Genomic DNA, 18,808 nt, shown 5'->3' with positions numbered 1-18,808 from the left:
CGACTGTCCGGCGTCTTTCGAACCCCGAAAGGAACGGAGTGTTTTAGAGGCCTGCGGCTTCTCGCAGCATCTCGGCCTTGTCGGTCTTCTCCCAGGGGAAGGCGACAAAGGTGTCGTTGCCGACGGTCATCTCGAAAGGCTCGCGACCGAAGTGGCCGTAGGCTGCGGTCTGGCGGTACATTGGGTGCAGCAGGTCGAGCATCCGCGTGATGGCGTAGGGGCGCAGGTCGAAGATCTGGCGGACCATCTTGATGATCTCGCTGTCGTCGATCTTGCCGGTGCCAAAGGTGTTGAGCGAGATGGAGGTCGGATTGGCCACGCCGATAGCGTAAGACACCTGGATCTCACAACGCTCGGCCAACCCAGCAGCCACGATGTTCTTGGCCACGTAACGGCCGGCATAGGCTGCGGAACGGTCGACCTTGGACGGGTCTTTGCCGGAGAAGGCGCCGCCGCCATGACGGGCCATGCCGCCATAGGTGTCGACGATGATCTTGCGGCCGGTCAGACCGCAGTCGCCCACCGGGCCGCCGATGACGAATTTGCCGGTCGGGTTGATGTGGAACTGGGTGTCCTTGTGGATCAGCTCTGCCGGGATGACATGCTTGACGATCAGTTCCATCACGCCGTCACGCAGGTCTTCCTGGGAAACCTCCGGGCTGTGCTGAGTGGACAGGACGATGGCATCGATACCGACGACCTTGCCGTTTTCGTACTGGCAGGTGACCTGGCTTTTGGCATCGGGACGCAGCCAGGGCAGCAGTCCGGACTTGCGGGCTTCTGCCTGACGTTCCACCAGACGGTGGGCGTAGCAAATCGGAGCCGGCATCAGGACATCGGTTTCGTTGGAGGCGTAACCGAACATCAGGCCCTGATCGCCTGCACCCTGATCTTCCGGCTTCTGGCGATCGACGCCCTGGGCGATATCGACCGACTGCTTGCCGATGATGTTGAGTACGCCGCAGGTTTCGCCGTCGAAACCAACATGGGAGGAGGTGTAGCCGATGTCGCAGATGACACGGCGAACCAGCTCTTCCAGATCGATCCAGGCGGACGTGCTGATCTCGCCGGCGACGATGGCGACACCGGTCTTGACCAGTGTTTCACAAGCAACGCGTGCAAATTTGTCTTCCGTGATGATAGCGTCCAGTACCGCGTCTGAAATCTGGTCGGCGATCTTGTCCGGATGTCCTTCGGACACGGATTCGGAAGTGAAGAGGCTGTATTCGGCCATAGCTACGGGATCCCCTCTTGGATGGGTTGATCAACAAATTTTGATATTCTTTAACAAAAGTTCACACTACCGTCGGAGACGCTGGCGTAACAACGGCTAGCCGCCATCTCCCTTCCTGAATTCCCGGACCTGCACCTGAAACCCGTTGCGCAGTCCGATGAACAGTGTTTCTCCGGCGACCAGGCCTGCATCGGCAGCCCAGGCGGTTAACTCTTCCGGCTCGAAGCCGAGCCAGAGATCGCCACAGTTGTCGCGTACCCAGTCCTGATCATGACTGCATAGATCGCTGACAATCAGATAACCGTTTTCTTTCAACAGGGCGGCGCTGTCCAGGAAGATATCCGCAGGACTGGGCACATGGTGCAGCACCATGTTGGCCACGATCAGGTCGAATTGATCGCCCCGCTCAAGGATGTCTCCGGTCTCGCCCAGCACCAGCTCCACATTGTGCAGTTGGGCTTCCGTCCTGCGCTCCCGCGCCTGCTCCAGCATTTCCGCCGAATTATCGACGGCAATCACGTTTTCGCCGAGCGAAGCCAGACTGGACAGAAAAGCCCCTTCACCGGGCCCGATTTCGAGAATGGCCTGGCAGGGCGATTCGTCGAAACGTTTACGCAGCAATTCGTTCACCGGTTCGGCATAGAACGCATATTCGGCAATCAGTTCCTGTTGTTCGCGGAACTGTTCGGCGAAACGGGCGAAAAAGGCCCTGGACTGCTCCGAGCGCTGTCGCCGAATTTCCAGGATGCGTGCCTGGCGCGCTGGCGGCAGGCTTAACCGGTCGACAGCATCGAAAATCTGGCGAATGACGTCAGCCAGCAGTCCGTCGCCGATTTCCTGCAGGGGCCGCCGATAAAAGATCGCATTGCCTTCCCGTTGCGGCTCAACCAGCCCGGCCCGGCTCAATACCTTGAGGTGGTGGCTCATGCCGGATTGGCGCATGTCGAACATCTGGCTCAATTCCAGCACCCCGAAGGTATCCCGCTGCAGTACGCGAAGGATCTCCAGGCGCAACGGGTCTCCGCTCGCTTTGAGGAGTGTCGCGAGATCCGCATACGGGGTGGTATCGACGGGTTGGAACTCAGCCAGATTGCTCATGCTGCGCAGTGTAGAAAGCTTTCGATGTGGGGTCAATATCAATATCAAAAAGTTTTGATATAGATGTGACGGTATTGTGTCAGTGGGCTTTGGCGGCTTGCGCTACGTCAGGCGTGCCGCACTTCGGCAGATAGTGCTGACAGAGTTTTCGGTAGGTGCCGTCGACCAGGATTTGCCATAGAACGCGGTCGAACTGCTGCTTGAGCGGCTTGAACGACGGCTTGGTGGATAGCACCAGATAGGCGGGACGGATCGTTAGTGGCGGATTGTCGGCCAGGACGCAGCCCTGGACTGCATTGCCACGGCCTTTCGGCATGAGGTCGAGGCGGGGTTGGCTGAGGTCCTTGCAGACCTGCCGGGGTCTTCTGCCGGCCACCGGATCGGCGCCTATGTCGTTGGTAAAACACTGCAATTCCGTCTTCTTTAGTCTCCGTTACAAACTTTGTTCCCTTCTTGCTGGATGTTATTTGCCCCCGTACCCCCGAATCGGCGAAAATAGCGCCCTTCTTTTTATCGGTTCGCCGGCCAAATAGCCCGCTGTGCCGGCCGCCAAACGCATAGATTCGCTGGAGACTGCCTGATGCCCTCGCGCAAAGACCTTGCTAACGCCATTCGTGCCTTGAGTATGGACGCTGTCCAGAAGGCCAACTCAGGACACCCCGGAGCGCCGATGGGTATGGCCGATATCGCGGAGGTGCTGTGGAACGATTTCCTCCAACACAACCCCGCAAACCCAAAGTGGCCCAACCGCGACCGCTTTGTACTCTCCAACGGGCACGGCTCCATGCTGCTGTATTCGTTGCTGCACCTGACCGGCTACGACCTGTCCATTGAGGACATCAAGCAGTTCCGTCAGTTGCACTCGAAGACACCGGGCCATCCGGAGTATGGTTATGCGCCGGGCGTCGAAACCACCACCGGTCCGCTGGGGCAGGGCATCGCCAACGCCGTGGGCATGGCGATTGCGGAAAAGGTGCTGGCCGCACAGTTCAATCGTGACGGTCACAATGTCGTCGACCACTTCACCTATGCCTTCCTGGGCGACGGCTGCATGATGGAGGGGATTTCCCATGAGGTCTGCTCCCTGGCCGGCACCCTGGGGCTGGGCAAGCTGGTCTTCTTCTACGACGACAATGGCATCTCCATCGACGGCGAGGTCGAGGGCTGGTTCACCGACGATACGCCCAAGCGCTTCGAGTCCTATGGCTGGCATGTGATCCCGGATGTCGACGGTCACAACAGCGAGGAAATCCATCGCGCCATCCAGGCGGCCCGCCTCAACGCGGATCAACCCACGCTGATCTGCTGCAAGACCATCATCGGTTTCGGCTCGCCCAACAAGCAGGGCACCGAAAGCTGTCACGGTGCGGCACTGGGCGAAGACGAAATCCAGGCCACCCGCAAGAACCTGGGCTGGAATTATGGGCCGTTCGAGATTCCCGAGGAGATCTATCAGGGCTGGAACGCCGGCAGTAAAGGCATGGCGCGCGAGGAAGCCTGGAATGTGGCGTTCGACGCCTACGCCAACGCCTACCCGGAGCTGGCCGCCGAACTGAAGCGCCGCCTGTCCGGTGAGTTGCCTGCCGATTTCAGCGAGAAGGCGACGGCCTATATCCAGGCTTGTCAGGAAAAGGGCGAAACCATCGCCAGCCGCAAGGCTTCCCAAAATACCCTGAACGCCTTCGGTCCATTGCTGCCTGAACTGCTGGGCGGTTCTGCCGATCTGGCCGGTTCCAACCTGACCCTGTGGCAAGACAGCAAAGGTGTCAGCGCGGGAGATGCCAGCGGCAACTACCTGTTCTACGGCGTTCGCGAATTTGGCATGAGCGCCATCATGAACGGTATCGCACTGCATGGCGGATTTGTCCCCTACGGCGCCACCTTCCTGATGTTCATGGAATACGCGCGTAACGCCGTGCGTATGGCGGCGCTGATGAAGCAGCGTACCCTGTTCGTCTATACCCACGACTCCATCGGCCTCGGCGAAGACGGCCCCACCCACCAGCCGGTGGAGCAGATGGCGGCATTGCGCCTGACACCTAATATGAGTCTCTGGCGTCCCTGCGATACTGTCGAGTCGGCTGTCGCCTGGAAGGCGGCCATCGAACGTCAGGATGGCCCCACCTCCCTGATCTTCTCCCGTCAGAACCTGCCCCATCAGGCGCGAACGCCTGCCCAGGTGGCGGAGATCGCCCGTGGCGGCTACATCCTGTCGGACAGCGACGGCCAGCCGGACCTGATCCTGATGGCGACGGGCTCCGAAGTGGCCCTGGCCCAGGAGTCAGCCGCCGTGCTGCGTGAGAAGGGGCACAGTGTCCGCGTCGTATCGCTGCCGTCCACCGATGTGTTCGATGCGCAAAGCGCTCACTACCGGCAGCACGTCCTGCCGCTGGATGTGACGAACCGGATTGCCATCGAAGCCGGTATTGAGGATTACTGGTACAAGTATGTCGGTCTCGATGGCCGCGTGGTGGGCATGTCCAGCTTTGGCGAGTCGGCCCCGGCCGGTCTGCTGTTCAAGGAATTCGGGTTTACTGTGGATAACATTGTCGCAGTGGCTGAAGACATGCTGTCGGACTGATGGCTTGGGGCGGGCGCTATGTGCCCGCTGCCTGGCTCTGGTAGCAGGTCTCAGTGACGGAACACAGGTGGCAGGTCTCACGAGTGGCAAAAATGGCGTATAGGCTGGCAATCAACGGGTACGGTCGGATAGGGCAGAGTGTGCTGCGGGCGCTTTACGAGAACGGCTACCGGGAGTCGCTGCAGGTGGTGGCGATCAACGAATTGTCCGACCTCGACACCATTGCTTACCTGACCCGCTATGACACGACGCATGGTCGCTTCCGCGGCCAGGTGGAGACCGAAGACACCCATATGGTGGTCAATGGCGACCGGATTCAGGTGCTTCGCCGCAGCGATCCGCGGGAACTGCCCTGGCAACACCTGGACGTCGACCTGGTACTCGAATGTACGGGCGCCTTCAGCGATCGCCGCACCGCCGAAGTACATCTGGAAGCCGGAGCCCGCCGCCTCTTGTTCTCGCAGCCGGCGGAAGCCGATGTGGATCGCACCATCGTCTTTGGTATCAACGAGGACAGCCTGAGTGCGGATGACCTGATCGTCTCCAACGCCTCCTGCACCACCAACTGCATCGTGCCGGTGATCAAGCTGCTGCATGAAAGCCTGGGGGTCGAACAGGGCACGACAACCACCATCCATGCCGCCATGAACGACCAACCCGTTATCGACGCCTATCACCACCACGACCTGCGGCGCACCCGCAGCGCCTTGCACAATATCGTGCCGGTCGACACCGGCCTGGCCCGCGGTATAGAACGCCTGTTGCCGGAAATGAGTGGCCGTTTCAGTTCGGTGGCGATGCGTGTGCCGACCATCAATGTGTCGGCTATCGACATGACGGTGAATGTTGGACGGGATACCAGCGTGGAGGAGGTCAACGCCATACTGCGACAGGCCTCGAAAGGTTCGCTCGGCCGCATCATCGGCTTTACCGATGAGCCGTTGGCAAGCAGCGATTTCAATCACGACGCCCATTCGGTCGTTGTCGATGGCGGTCATACCCGTGTGAGCGGGCGACGCATGGTGAAAGTCCTGTGCTGGTTCGACAACGAGTGGGGTTTCGCAAACCGCATGCTGGATGTCAGCCATGCCTGGTTGACCGCGGCTGGCGACAAGGGCTGAACCTTGCCGGCCGCCCATCCCGCCAGCATGACAAGTATTCAACTCGATAAGTGATTCAAGGATACGAAGATGCCAATTCTCAAGATGACTGATCTCGACCTGGCCGGCCAGCGCGTGCTGATCCGCGAGGATCTCAACGTGCCCGTGAAGGATGGCAAAGTAACCAGCGACGCCCGTATCCAGGCGTCCTTGCCGACTATCCGTCAGGCGATGGAAGCGGGCGCCCGCGTCATGCTGATGTCCCACCTGGGACGGCCGGAAGAAGGCGTCTACGATGAGGCGTCCTCGCTCAAGCCGGTGGCGGAACACCTGTCCACATTGCTGGGCAAGCCGGTACGACTGGTCAAGGATTACCTCGGCGGTGTCGATGTGGCCGAGGGTGAAGTTGTCCTGTTTGAAAATGTCCGCTTCAACAAGGGCGAGAAAAAGGACGACGAGAGTCTGTCGCGTCAGTATGCTGCGCTCTGTGATATCTATGTGATGGACGCCTTCGGCACGGCGCACCGCGCGCAGGCGTCGACGCATGGCGTTGGCCGCTTTGCCCCGGTCGCCTGTGCCGGTCCCCTGCTGGCGGCCGAGCTGGAAGCGCTGGGCAAGGCACTCGATAACCCGGCCAAGCCGGTTGTCGCCATCGTCGGCGGTTCCAAGGTGTCGACCAAACTGGATGTGCTGAATGCACTGTCGCAGATTTGCGACCAGCTGATCGTCGGTGGCGGCATTGCCAATACCTTCCTGGCGGCGGCGGGGCACAAGGTCGGCAAATCCCTGTGTGAACACGACCTGCTCGACACCGCTCGCGAGGTGGCCGCCAAGGTCAACATTCCGTTGCCGGTCGACGTGGTTGTGTCCAAAGCCTTCGCCGAGGATGCTGAAGCCACGACAAAATCCATTGACGATGTGGCCGAAGATGACATGATCCTGGATATCGGCCCGCAGACGGCACAACAGTTTGCCGACATGCTCAAGTCCGCCAAGACCATTCTCTGGAACGGTCCGGTCGGCGTGTTCGAGTTTGATCAGTTCGGCAACGGCACCAAAGCGCTGGCCGAGGCGATTGCGGGTAGCTCCGCTTTCTCCCTGGCCGGTGGCGGCGACACGGTGGCCGCTGTCGACAAATACGGTGTTGCAGACCGGATTTCCTACATTTCCACGGGTGGCGGTGCCTTCCTCGAATTTGTCGAGGGTAAGGTACTGCCCGCGGTACAGATGCTGGAAGCGCGCGGTAGCGCCTGAATGAATTCTTAAAAGGAGACCCTCATGGCCCTGATTTCAATGCGACAAATGCTGGACCATGCCGCCGAGTACGGCTACGGCGTGCCGGCATTCAACGTGAACAACCTGGAACAGATGCGCGCCATCATGGAAGCGGCGGACAAGACCGATAGCCCGGTGATCGTCCAGGCGTCTGCCGGCGCCCGTAAATACGCCGGTGCTCCCTTCCTGCGCCACCTGATTCTGGCGGCAGTCGAGGAGTTTCCGCATATCCCGGTGGTGATGCACCAGGATCACGGCACCAGCCCCTCTGTCTGCCAGCGTTCCATCCAACTGGGCTTCAGCTCGGTGATGATGGACGGCTCCCTGGGTGAAGACGGCAAGACGCCGACGGACTATGGCTACAACGTCCGTGTCACCCGCTCCACCGTCGAAATGGCCCATGCCTGTGGCGTTTCGGTGGAAGGCGAGCTTGGTTGCCTGGGTTCCCTGGAAACGGGGCAGGCCGGCGAAGAGGATGGTATCGGTGCGGAAGGCGTTCTGGACCACAGCCAGTTGCTGACCGATCCGGAAGAAGCCGCCCACTTCGTCAAGGCGACCCATGTCGATGCCCTGGCGATCGCCATCGGCACCAGCCACGGCGCCTATAAGTTCACCCGTCCGCCTACTGGCGACATCCTCGCCATCGACCGTATCAAGGCGATCCACGAACGGATTCCGGACACCCACCTGGTCATGCACGGCTCTTCCTCGGTGCCCCAGGAGTGGCTCAAGGTGATCAACCAGTTCGGCGGCGAAATCCCGGAAACCTACGGTGTTCCGGTCGAGGAAATCGTCGAGGGCATCAAGCACGGCGTGCGCAAGGTCAATATCGACACCGACCTGCGCCTGGCATCCACCGGGGCTGTGCGTCGCTTCCTGGCCGAAAACCCGGCCGAATTCGACCCGCGCAAATTCCTCAAGGAAACTGTCACCGCGATGCGTGAAATCTGTATCGCCCGCTACGAAGCCTTCGGCACCGCCGGCAACGCCAGCAAGATCAAACCGATCTCGCTGGAGGCGATGTTCGAGCGTTATGCCTCGGGTGAGCTGGACCCGAAAGTGAAATAAGCCTGTCGCGTCCTCATGGACGGGTGATCGGGAGGGCTGTGCGGGTAGATCTGTGTCGTATGGCTTTGTCGATGAATATATGAAAAATGAAAGGCCGGTGGAAACACCGGCCTTTTTCGTTGTGGACGAAGCATTCCTGGGTCGGGGTGGCGAGGTCTGCCGCAGGGGCGTGCCAAGGCGTCATTATCTTTCCGAGTATGCAACTCGAACGTAAGTGAATCGTAAGCACGCTAATCAGAAGGAGATCCCTCCATCTCACTGGCCACCACAACCCTCTCCGCAAACTGAACCATGGCGCCTGCGAGAAGGTCGATTCGTGAGGGGATCCGGTATCTGTGGAAGGCGTGGGGACACTCCCGTCCCAATTGAAGCGACAAATCCGAGAGATGGCTTCTTTCCCTGGCTGTTAACCCCGGCATGGCAGTGCCTGTGCCTGTCAGTCATCTCGCCGTATACTACGCACCAACTTTGGGTTCATTTCCCCGCACCTATCACCTAAAAAAACACCATGAGCGACGACGATCTCCTTTCCCAGCTTCGAATCGATCCCGGCCAGCGCGAAGGTGGTACCCGACGCCCGTGGCGCTGGCTGGCCATACTCCTGCTTGTCGTTGCGGTTGGCGTCGGCGCCGTGTTTTTTGCGTTGCAGGGGCGTGCCTTGCCGGTGCGGCTGGCGACGGTCGAGCCGCCGCCCCGGGCGGACAATCAGGTGCCGGTACTGGATGCCACCGGCTATGTGACGGCGCGCCTTGAGGCGACGGTGTCGTCCAAAATCACCGGTAAGCTGTCCGAAGTCCTGATCGAAGAGGGGGACCGGGTCAAGGCCGGGCAGGTGCTGGCCCGCCTGGAGGGGGCGGACGAGAAGGCTCAGCTACGGCTGGCGCAGGCTCAGTTGGGTGCGGCGCAGTCTCAGTTGGGGGAGTTGCAGACGCAACTGGACCAGGCCCGGCGGGATCTCAGCCGGCAGCAGTCACTCAATACCAAGGGGCTGTCGTCGGAGCAGACGCTGGAAGACGCCCGCACCCGCATGCTCACCCTGCAGGCGCAGATGGCCGCTCAGCGTAAACAGATCCTGGTGGCGCAGGCCCAGGTCAATGTCGCTCAGGTCAATGTCGATAACACCATCATTCGCGCACCGTTTTCCGGCGTGATCATCGCCAAGGCCGCACAGCCCGGCGAAATCGTGTCACCCATCTCCGCCGGGGGCGGTTATACGCGGACCGGGATCGGCACCATCGTCGACATGGACTCGCTGGAAATCGAGGTGGATGTCAACGAGTCCTACATTAACCGGGTCAAGCCGGGGCAGCCGGTGACAGCGGTGCTCGATGCCTATCCGGACTGGAAGATTCCTGCTCAGGTTATCGCCATCATTCCCGCGGCTGATCGCAGCAAGGCCACGGTACGGGTTCGCATCGGCTTCCAGGTGAAGGACCCGCGTATCGTGCCGGATATGGGCGTGCGGGTTTCCTTCTTTGAAGATAAGGCCGATCAGAAGGCGCGGCCGATCAAGGGCGTTCTGGTCCCGAGCAGTGCGGTGGTGGAGCGTGACGGTCGTAATGTCGTCTTCCGCGTGCAGGATGGCGTAGCCCACCGGCTACCGGTTACCGCCGGGCAAAGTTATGGGGATTTGCGCCTGATCAGTCAGGGGCTGGCGGTCGGCGACCGTATCGTGCGTGATCCTCCTGTCCAGTTGGGTGACGGGACGCGGGTCAAGGCGGAGACCGCGACCCCATGACGGCTTTGGTGGAAATCCGTGGCGTCAGCAAGGTGTATGAACGCGGTGCACAGAAGGTGGAGGTGCTGCACCACGTCGACCTGGATATCGAGGAAGGCGATTTCCTTGCCTTGATGGGACCGTCCGGTTCCGGCAAAACCACCTTGCTCAATATGATAGCCGGTATCGATACGCCTACGGACGGTACCCTCTCGGTGGCTGGTCGCCGGATCGATAATCTTTCGGCCACGGCGCTGGCCCGCTGGCGTGCTGCCCACGTGGGCTATATCTTCCAGTTCTACAACCTGCTGCCGATGCTGTCGGCGCAGAAGAACGTGGAATTGCCGCTGTTGCTGACCCGCCTGAGTGCGGCCCAGCGTCGGCGTAATGCCGGGATTGCGTTGCAGCTGGTGGGATTGGCGGATCGCGTTTCCCATAAGCCGGGCGAGCTGTCCGGCGGTCAGCAGCAACGGGTGGCGATTGCCCGTGCCATTGTGGCCGATCCGACCTTGCTGGTCTGTGACGAGCCGACGGGAGACCTGGACCGTCAATCGGCGGAAGAGGTGCTGGGCTTGCTGCAAAAACTCAACCGGCAGTATGGCAAGACCATGATCATGGTCACCCACGATCCCAAGGCGGCAGAGTACGCCAAACGCGTGCTGCACCTGGATAAAGGCACGTTGGTCGAGACCGCGTCGGCCTGAGGTGTGTCGTGAAATACTTTCCCCTGATTCTGGCCGGATTGCTGCGTAAGAAAACGCGAACCCTCCTGACATTGCTGTCCGTGGTGGCTGCCTTCGCCCTGTTCGGACTGCTCGATGCCGTCAGGGTGGCCTTCAACGCACCGGATAATGTCGCCGGCATCGATCGCCTGATTGTCGCGTCCCGCTTCTCCATCATCCAGCCTTTGCCCTATGCCGATTACAATCGTATTCGCCTCTTGCCGGGGGTGAAGGAAGTGGCCTACGCCAATTGGTTCGGCGGCGTCTATCAGGACCCCAAGAATTTTTTCGCGAATATGGCCGTCAGCGCCAAAAGCTTTCTCGATACCCATCCTGAGCTGGTGATGCCGGCCGCGCAGAAAGCCGCCTTCCTGAAAACGCGCACCGGCGCTATCGTCGGGCAGACCCTGGCTGACCGTTTCGGCTGGAAGATCGGCGATAAGATCCCGCTCAAGGCGACCATCTTTCCCAAGAAGGACGGCAGCAACCTTTGGACCTTCGACCTCGTCGGCATCTACCACACGGCCCAGCCCGAGTTGCGCGGCCTGGAGCAGCAGATGTTCTTTCACTACGACTATTTCGACGAGGCTCGTCAATTTGGGCAGGGCACGGTGGGGTGGTATATCGTCAAGATTGCCGATCCGGCACATGCCGACCAGATGGCCCAGACCATCGATCACCTGTTCGCCAATTCGTCGAACGAAACCAAAACCGAAAGCGAGCGTCAGTTTCAGTTATCGTTCGCCAAACAGATCGGCGACATCGGCCTGATCGTGTCGGCGATCATGGGGGCGGTCTTCTTCACCCTGGTGCTGTTGACGGGCAATACCATGGCGCAGGCCTTCCGCGACCGCATTCCGGAGCTGGCCGTCATGAAGACGCTCGGGTTCAGCAACGGCGCAGTCTTGCGTATTGTCCTGGCGGAGTCGGTGTTGGTGCTGTTGATCGGTGGTGCCGGTGGACTGGTCGCGGCGCGGACGATCCTGCCGGTGATTGCGGCGGCCAGCGGCGGTCAGTTCGACCTGCCCATGACGGATCGCACCTGGTTGCTGGGGCTATTGCTGATGTTGCTGATCGGCATACTGGTGGGGCTGCCGCCAGCCTGGCGGGCCATGCGCCTGAAGATCGTCGATGCACTGGCGGGGCGCTAGGGTGATGTCGTTGCTATTCAGCATATTACGGGGCCTGGGGCTGTTGTTGCTGGTATTAATCGTACTGGCAGCCTGGATGCGGTTTCCCTGGCTGTTTCTGGTACTGGCGGTGGTCCTCTCGGGATGGCTGGTCGGAACCCGTTCAGGGCACCAGACGATAGCGATTACCTGGACCAGTCTGCTGACGCTGCCGCAGCGACTGGGCGCCACCTCGGTAATAGTGGTCGGGATTGCCGGGGTGGTCGGCGTGCTGGTTGCGTTATTGGCCATGGCGGAGGGCTTTCAGGCGACGCTGCGGGATGCCGGGCGTAGCGACACCGCCATCGTGCTGCGGGCCGGTGCCAATGCGGAACTGTCCTCGGGACTGGATCGTGCCACGACCCGTTTGCTGGCCCAGATGCCGGGCGTTTTGCGGGACGCCGACAACACGCCCATTGTGTCTGCGGAAGTGGTTGTGGTGGCGAACCTGCCGAAGCGCTCGACCGGTAGCGACGCCAATGTGGAGGTGCGGGGTGTGGGGCCTGAAGTCTGGCAGCTTCGGCCCAATGCACAGCTGATTGCCGGTCGGCACTTTCGGCCGGGATTGCGTGAACTGGACGTCGGCAAAGGTGCCGAAGCGCAATTCGCCGGGCTGGGTATCGGTTCGACGGTTCGTCTCAATAACCAGCGCTGGAAGGTGGTCGGTATCTTCGACTCGGGCGATGCCCACAATTCGGAACTCTGGGGCGATGCCGAATCGGTGGCCGCTGCCTACCGGCGCTCCGGTTTCCAGTCGGTGACCGCCCGCCTGACCGGGCCTGATGCGTTTGACCGATTCAAGGCCGCCGTCGCCGCCGATCCCCGTTTGCGGGTGGATGTCAGCACCACACGGGATTACTACAATAGGCAGTCCGAGCGCCTGACCCGGGTGATCCGCATTCTCGGAACCGGCGTCGCCATCATCATGGCCATCGGTGCCGTTTTCGGTGCGCTCAATACGATGTATGCCGCCATTTCGGCGCGGGCGCGGGAAATCGCCACGCTCCGGGCCCTGGGCTTTACCGGTGGGCCTGTACTGGTTTCGGTTCTGTTGGAGACGCTGCTGCTGGCGCTGGCGGGTGGCCTGCTTGGCGCCCTGGTCGCGTATGCGGTGTTCAACGGTTATACGGTGTCCACGTTGGGCTCTAATTTCAGCCAGGTCGTCTTCCAGTTCCAGGTCGGGCCGTCACTGTTACTGAGGGGCGTGCAGTGGGCGCTGGCGATCGGCTTTGTCGGTGGCCTGTTCCCGGCACTCCGGGCGGCGCGGATTCCAGTCACGACGGCTCTGAGGGAGCTGTGACGGCCGAGCAACCTTTTGCATATTTCCAAGGTCAGCCATTTATGAGCAAGAAGCGAGAAAACGGTGGTTTGGTCTACTCGACAGAGTTTGGCCGCATGTGCCCGGATTGCGGTCGGTCAAGGGCTGACTGTTCCTGCGGCGAGAGCACTGTGCCGGCAGGTGACGGCATTGTGCGGGTCAGCCGGGAAACCAAGGGACGCAAAGGGAAAGGGGTGACCCTGATTTCCGGCGTTCCGTTGACGGGCGATGCTCTGAAAACCCTGGCCAAAACCCTGAAAGCCCGCTGCGGCACCGGCGGGACGGTCAAGGACGGCGTGATTGAAATCCAGGGGGATCACCGGGACCTGTTGCTGGAGGAATTGCGCAAGCTGGGCTGGACGGTGAAGAAGGCTGGCGGCTGACGACCGACGGTCAGTTGCCTGCTCTTGTGCCGGCCGGGGTCAGGCCCTGCTGCTTGGCCTGCGCCATAGCCTCAGCGTCGCTGAGGACCGCGCCGCGGGGCTTTCCCAAGGGTGTTCTGGCGCTGCCGGTGTCGATCCTGACCTCCGTGCTGGTTTGTACGCGCAGCGGATAGGCGGGGCTGTCGTCCACCACCAGGATGCGTACGGGCACCCGCTGGGTAACCTTGACCCAGTTCCCGGTCGCATTTTCAGGCGGTAGTAATGAGAAGGCCGTACCACTGGCGGGGTTGATGCTTTCGACGATGCCGTGAAAGGGGTGGTTGGGGTACATATCGACGTCGATTGTCGCCACCTGTCCGGGGCGAATGCGGGTCAGGTCGGTCTCCTTGAAGTTCGCGTAGACCCAGAAACGGTCTTCGCAGACCAGCGAAAACTGCGCCGCGCCTGCCGATACCCGATCTCCTTTCTGTAATTCGAGGCTGGCCAGGCGTCCGTCGCAGGGAGCAGTCTGGCGCGTATAGGAAAGGTCAAGCCTTGCGGTGTCGAGCTGTGCCTGGGCGCTGCGGATGCGTTCGTTCTGTTGGCCGCTGCTGCCGAGTTGCTGTTCGGCCTGCTGCAGTTGGGCCCTGGCCAGCTTGAGCGCCGCCTTGGCGCTATCGAGCGTGGCGCGGGCGTTATCCAGTTCGGACTGGGGTTTCACCTTTTGGGCAACGAGCTTTTGGGTGCGCTGGTACTGGCGCCGGGCGTTTTCCAGTCGCGCCTGCCTGTCCTCAATCGCCGCCCGTGCTGCGGCCACGGCCGCCTGGTCCGCCGCCACCTGCTGTCGGGCCAGGGATAACTGGGCTTCGGCCTGTTGAACCTGGTACTGGAAGCGGCGGGGGTCTATCTGGAAGAGCAGCTGCCCTTGTTTCACCAGCTGCTGATCGTTGACGGGCAGGGCTATTACCTGCCCGCTGACCATTGGCGTTACCTTGACCACCTTGGCTTGCAGGTAGGCATCGTTGGTGCTGGGGTAGTGCTCGTTGTAGCGGTAGTAGATATAGCCACCGGTGGCGACAGCGAGTGCCGCCACGCTCACGAGACTCCACTTCAGCGTCCGGATCATGCGTCCTCCTGCGGGGTGCCTCCGTCAGTGCATTCGTCACGATCACCTTTGGGGCAAACGCTGTCACGGATATGTGTCAGCACGCGCTTACAGGTGTCGATGTCCTGCTCGTCGATGCCGGCCAGCAACTCCTTTCGTAGCGCGGTGGCCACTTCCTCGATTTTCTGGCGCGTATTCAGTGCCTTGGCGGTGAGGTGGACGGTCTTGCTGCGCCGGTCGTGGGGTGAGGAACGACGTTCGATCCATTGATCCCGCTCCATGCGATCGAGCAGGCCGACCAGCGTGGGCCCTTCAACGCCCACGCGCCCGGCCAGTTGCTTCTGGGTCAGTTCATCGCCACCGTTTCCGCCGGCATGCAGCAGCACCAGCCATTGCGACTTGCTCAGCCCCAGCGGTTGCAGTCGCCTGTCCAGCTCGAAACGCCACGCCCGTGCCGTTTCGCCTAAGAGTTGGCTGAACTGTTCCTGGTCTTTATCAATTTTTTTATTGGTCATTGCTTATCCAAAAAACAGTAAGTGACTTTGGGAGCCAGATTCCCGCATTGTTTCCTTATGCCGCTTTCCCGCGGCCTTCCTTGCCGGCGTTCCTGCTGATCAGCAACAGCAGGGGAAAGCCGAGTACAACGGTCAACGCCATGACCTCAAACGCATTGAGCAGACCGTGGAAATCGGCCTGCAGCCGCAGCAGATGTCCCAGCACCGCAGCGGCCTCTCGGCTGTCGGGGCTGAGGTGCAGCGGTGCCAGATACTGGCGGACGGCATCCGATGTTGCTGTGATGTGCCCACCATACTGGTGCCATGCGACCTGGCTCTGATGTGCCATGACGGCGCCGCTGACGGAGACGCCCAGCGAGGCGCCGATGGTTCTGCCCAGTTGTCGCACGCCAGCGGCCTCTGCGGACCATTCCTCTGGTAACGTCGCGAAGGAGACCGTTGCCAGTGGCACAAAGACCATACCTAGCCCGAATCCCTGCAGGACGATGGGCCAGATGATCCACCAGGGATCGATTTGCAGGGTGTACCAGGTAGTGACCCAGGTACTGAACAGAACACAGAAAAAACCACAAACGATTAGCGGCTTGGCGCCGACCCTGTTGATCAGGCGCCCGGCCAGGAACATCGACACCATGGCGCCCACCCCTCGCGGGGCCAGCACAATGCCCGTGGTGAGGGCCGGATAACCGAGCAGTGACTCCAGCATCTGCGGTTGAAGCGCCAGGGCACCGTACATGCTGAACATGAATGTGGCCAGGATCAGCACTGAAACGGCAAAGTTGCGGTCCTTGAACACGCCGAGGTGAAAAATCGCCCGAGGCCCCATTTCCAGGTTGCGCAGGATCAGGCAGAGGTAGCCGAAGGCACTGAGAACGGTGAATATCTGAATGGTGTGGGACTGGAACCAACCCTGTTGTTGCCCCTGATCCAGGACGTACTGCATGCAGGCGACGGCGAGGACCAGAAAACTGAAGCCGATCCAGTCGATACGACGCTCGCGGGTGTCCGTTTCCGGAATGAAGAACAGGGCGCCGAGCAGCGCCAGGATGCCCACCGGCAGGTTGATAAAGAAGGTCCAGCGCCAAGTGAGCACTTCGGTCAGGTAGCCGCCCAGTGTCGGTCCGAGAATCGGTCCCACCATGGCCCCGACGCCGAAAATAGCCATCGCCTGGCCGCGCTTTTCGCGGGGATAGATGTTGATGAGGACGGCCTGGGCCGTGGGCACCAGTCCGGCTCCGGCAATGCCCTGTAGCAGCCGGAAGATGACGATTTCCTGCAGGTTCCCGGCAATCCCGCAGAGCATGGATGTCAGTACGAAGCCGGTAATACTGAAGGTCAAGTACCTTTTCTGTCCCAACCTGTCCGTCAGGAACCCGGTCAAGGGCATGAAAATGCCTGATGAAATCAGGTAACTGGTCAGCACCCATCCTATCTGCTCGGTGTTGGCGCCCAGTTGCCCCTGCATGTGAGGCAGGGCCACCGTGACAATAGTGGTATCCAATATCTGCAGGATCGCCGCTGCCATAACCACGGCTGTAATCAGGAAACGGGTGCGCTGATTTTCGACAACCATCGCGAATGACCTTTCCTGGTTTTGCATTGCTTGCAACCGATTCGCTTGCAACTAAAAACCCTAGCACAAACGGGGTTTTTCGCCCAGCGAGATAAGATTACGCGCGATTAACGGGGGGCCGGACATCATGAGCAAGGTGGTGTTGATGTCGCATCAGCAGTGCTGGCAGTCTAGGATGAAAGGAGTTGGCGGCTAAGTCCTGGTCAACGGAGCCTTTCAGCGGTCAGGGCGCCTGCGGTTTCGCGGCAAGATGGAGGGAGAACACTATGGCAGTGCAGCAACACCGGATACTGGTTGTCAGTGCTGACGCTGGAGACTATGTCGAGCGGCTGCAAGCGGCCTTGCCGGCCCATGCCGAGCTGAGTTACGCAACGACGGTGGAGGGCGCGGAGTCCTTGGTGACCGATTGCGATGTCGTGCTGGGTAACCCGTCGCTGGTGGCTGAGATCCTGCCGCAGGCAACGCATCTGAAGTGGGTCCAGTCGACATTCGCCGGCGTCGAGCCGCTGTGCCGTCCGGGGCTGCGGCGGGATTATCAGCTCACAGGGGTTCGCGATGTATTCGGTCCGCTCATGAGCGAATATGTGTTTCTGCATGTGCTTGCCAACGAGCGCCAATTGGCGGCTACCTGGCAGGCGCAGACCGATGGCCTGTGGCAGCCATTGGCTTACCGGGGCTTGAGTGGCCTGACGCTGGGTATTTGCGGTCTTGGCTCCATCGGTCGCCATATAGCGACGACCGGCCGGCATTTCGGGATGCGGGTGCTTGGTTACCGGCGAAGCGACGGCACCTGCGACGAGGTGGACCGGGTTTACTCGGGTGACCGGTTGCACGACTTCCTGGCGCAATTGGATTATCTGGTCCTGGCGTTACCGCAAACCGCGGCAACCCATCACTTGATCGATGCGGCGGCGTTGGCCGAGCTCAATGCCGAGGCGACGCTGATCAATGTGGGGCGCGGCGATGCTGTCGACGAGGAGGCGTTGATTGCGGCCCTGCGTCGTGGGCGTCTGCGCCACGCGGTGCTGGATGTCTTCGAAACGGAGCCTTTGCCGTTGGGTAATCCCCTTTGGCGGCTACCCAATGCGACGGTTACGCCCCACAATGCAGCCCGCAGCTTCCCGGCGGATATCGTGCGGTTGTTCCTGGTGAATTACGAGCATTATTGCCGGGGAGAAGCGCTGGAGCATCTGGTGGATTTCGAGCGGGGTTACTAGTCGTTCGAGCTTGAAAATTACGTCGGGCAACCCGCTGGTGTGACAGCATGACAAAGGGCGCGGAGAGAGTGTCCGCGCCAAACTCCTGGGGGGCAGGAGAGCAGAAGAACAGCGGGTTACCGAGCGTCAGAGCATGCGTTGCATCACGTCGTCGCGCTTGAAGAACCGGTGGTAGAGGGCTGCACCGACGTGCCCTGCGATCAAGGCCCATAACAGGAACTGGCCGACTTCGTGCATTTCCTCACCTAATTCGTGGGCCCATTCCAGCTTGGCGCCAGGGGCGATAACGGGAAGGCCGAAAAAGCTGGCACCATGGCCGCTACCCCAGGCCAGTAACAGCCCCGAGGCGGGCATCAGCAACATCATCAGGTAGAGGGCCCCGTGCCCGAGCTTGACCCATATCCGTTCGGCACCTGAGGCCACTGCCGCGCCCTGATTGAATCGTCTCCAGATCACGCGCAGAACCAGCAAGGCCAGGATCGCCATGCCGATACTCTTGTGATAGGCCATCAACTCCCGTTCGAGAGGACTGTGTTCCACCAGTTCCCTGACTGCACCCGTGGCCAGCATGCCCAGAATCAATAGCGCCATCGACCAGTGGATCAGGCGTGTCGTCACGCCGTAGCGGGTTGATGTGTCCATGAGTTGCATCGGTCCGGATCTCCCGTGAGCAAAAAGGATTGCGGCTTCGCGACGAAGTCTTGATTGGGATATTCCAACGCAACTTTGTCGCGAGCCTATGTCCTGAAACCGG

General features: G+C 60.8%; 17 protein-coding genes. 10 read left to right on the top strand and 7 right to left on the bottom strand.

What is annotated here, in order from left to right:
- Positions 1 to 43: 43 nt before the first annotated feature.
- The 3 genes from metK to CLR77_RS01160 form a co-directional block, all read right to left on the bottom strand.
- Positions 44 to 1,234, bottom strand: coding sequence for a methionine adenosyltransferase (gene metK / locus CLR77_RS01170; protein ID WP_097458761.1), 1,191 nt, complete (start codon positions 1,232 to 1,234; stop codon positions 44 to 46).
- A 96-nt stretch (positions 1,235 to 1,330) separates the two neighbouring features.
- On the bottom strand, positions 1,331 to 2,332 hold the full coding sequence (locus CLR77_RS01165) for a metalloregulator ArsR/SmtB family transcription factor (RefSeq protein WP_097458760.1): 1,002 nt from the start codon (positions 2,330 to 2,332) through the stop codon (positions 1,331 to 1,333).
- 79 nt (positions 2,333 to 2,411) lie between these two features.
- Positions 2,412 to 2,708, bottom strand: coding sequence for a hypothetical protein (locus CLR77_RS01160; RefSeq protein WP_143269344.1), 297 nt, complete (start codon positions 2,706 to 2,708; stop codon positions 2,412 to 2,414).
- Positions 2,709 to 2,912: 204 nt separating this feature from the next.
- On the opposite strand from CLR77_RS01160, the gene tkt reads away from it, so the two are divergent.
- From tkt to CLR77_RS01115, 9 genes are all read left to right on the top strand, one after another.
- Entirely contained in the window at positions 2,913 to 4,913 is a 2,001-nt protein-coding gene (tkt, locus tag CLR77_RS01155; RefSeq protein ID WP_097458758.1) for a transketolase, read from the top strand.
- A 92-nt stretch (positions 4,914 to 5,005) separates the two neighbouring features.
- Entirely contained in the window at positions 5,006 to 6,034 is a 1,029-nt protein-coding gene (gene gap / locus CLR77_RS01150) for a type I glyceraldehyde-3-phosphate dehydrogenase (RefSeq protein ID WP_097458757.1), read from the top strand.
- A 69-nt stretch (positions 6,035 to 6,103) separates the two neighbouring features.
- Positions 6,104 to 7,267: a phosphoglycerate kinase gene (locus tag CLR77_RS01145; protein ID WP_097458756.1), complete on the top strand. Its 1,164-nt coding sequence runs from the start codon at positions 6,104 to 6,106 to the stop codon at positions 7,265 to 7,267.
- Positions 7,268 to 7,291: 24 nt separating this feature from the next.
- Positions 7,292 to 8,356, top strand: coding sequence for a class II fructose-bisphosphate aldolase (gene fba, locus CLR77_RS01140; protein ID WP_097458755.1), 1,065 nt, complete (start codon positions 7,292 to 7,294; stop codon positions 8,354 to 8,356).
- A gap of 508 nt (positions 8,357 to 8,864) precedes the next feature.
- Positions 8,865 to 10,094: an efflux RND transporter periplasmic adaptor subunit gene (locus CLR77_RS01135; RefSeq protein ID WP_097458754.1), complete on the top strand. Its 1,230-nt coding sequence runs from the start codon at positions 8,865 to 8,867 to the stop codon at positions 10,092 to 10,094.
- Positions 10,091 to 10,777 carry an ABC transporter ATP-binding protein gene (locus CLR77_RS01130; RefSeq protein WP_097458753.1) on the top strand — a complete coding sequence of 229 codons (687 nt, stop codon included), beginning with the start codon at positions 10,091 to 10,093 and terminating at the stop codon, positions 10,775 to 10,777. The genes CLR77_RS01135 and CLR77_RS01130 overlap by 4 nt, the downstream gene beginning before the upstream one ends.
- An 8-nt stretch (positions 10,778 to 10,785) precedes the next feature.
- Positions 10,786 to 11,946, top strand: a complete 1,161-nt coding sequence (locus CLR77_RS01125; RefSeq protein WP_097458752.1) for an ABC transporter permease — start codon at positions 10,786 to 10,788, stop codon at positions 11,944 to 11,946.
- A gap of 10 nt (positions 11,947 to 11,956) precedes the next feature.
- Positions 11,957 to 13,264 (top strand): ABC transporter permease, encoded by a 1,308-nt coding sequence (locus CLR77_RS01120; RefSeq protein ID WP_198962631.1) that lies wholly within the window; start codon positions 11,957 to 11,959, stop codon positions 13,262 to 13,264.
- Between the two features lie 41 nt (positions 13,265 to 13,305).
- Positions 13,306 to 13,665 (top strand): translation initiation factor Sui1, encoded by a 360-nt coding sequence (locus CLR77_RS01115; protein WP_097459631.1) that lies wholly within the window; start codon positions 13,306 to 13,308, stop codon positions 13,663 to 13,665.
- 10 nt (positions 13,666 to 13,675) lie between these two features.
- Here the strand turns inward: CLR77_RS01115 and CLR77_RS01110 are convergent, their stop codons facing one another.
- From CLR77_RS01110 to CLR77_RS01100, 3 genes are read right to left on the bottom strand one after another with little or no spacing between them, the layout of a single operon-like run.
- Positions 13,676 to 14,770, bottom strand: coding sequence for an HlyD family secretion protein (locus tag CLR77_RS01110; protein WP_097458750.1), 1,095 nt, complete (start codon positions 14,768 to 14,770; stop codon positions 13,676 to 13,678).
- On the bottom strand, positions 14,767 to 15,264 hold the full coding sequence (locus CLR77_RS01105) for a MarR family winged helix-turn-helix transcriptional regulator (protein ID WP_097458749.1): 498 nt from the start codon (positions 15,262 to 15,264) through the stop codon (positions 14,767 to 14,769). Before CLR77_RS01105 ends, CLR77_RS01110 begins: the two co-directional genes overlap by 4 nt.
- Before the next feature lie 55 nt (positions 15,265 to 15,319).
- The gene (locus tag CLR77_RS01100; RefSeq protein ID WP_158227093.1) at positions 15,320 to 16,837 is read right to left on the bottom strand and encodes an MDR family MFS transporter; all 1,518 of its coding nucleotides are present in this window, start codon (positions 16,835 to 16,837) and stop codon (positions 15,320 to 15,322) included.
- A 266-nt stretch (positions 16,838 to 17,103) separates the two neighbouring features.
- Here CLR77_RS01100 and CLR77_RS01095 point away from each other — a divergent pair, with 266 nt between their 5' ends.
- The gene (locus CLR77_RS01095) at positions 17,104 to 18,054 is read left to right on the top strand and encodes a D-2-hydroxyacid dehydrogenase (protein ID WP_097458747.1); all 951 of its coding nucleotides are present in this window, start codon (positions 17,104 to 17,106) and stop codon (positions 18,052 to 18,054) included.
- 126 nt (positions 18,055 to 18,180) lie between these two features.
- Here CLR77_RS01095 and CLR77_RS01090 read toward each other — a convergent pair whose 3' ends face one another.
- On the bottom strand, positions 18,181 to 18,705 hold the full coding sequence (locus tag CLR77_RS01090) for a cytochrome b (RefSeq protein ID WP_097458746.1): 525 nt from the start codon (positions 18,703 to 18,705) through the stop codon (positions 18,181 to 18,183).
- Between the last annotated feature and the right edge of the window lie 103 nt (positions 18,706 to 18,808).

This window comes from Mangrovitalea sediminis, from assembly GCF_002514725.1.
GTDB lineage: Bacteria > Pseudomonadota > Gammaproteobacteria > Pseudomonadales > Oleiphilaceae > Mangrovitalea > Mangrovitalea sediminis.
The sequence above is the reverse complement of the archived record's forward strand: the minus strand, read 5'-3'. Positions and strand labels throughout refer to the sequence as shown.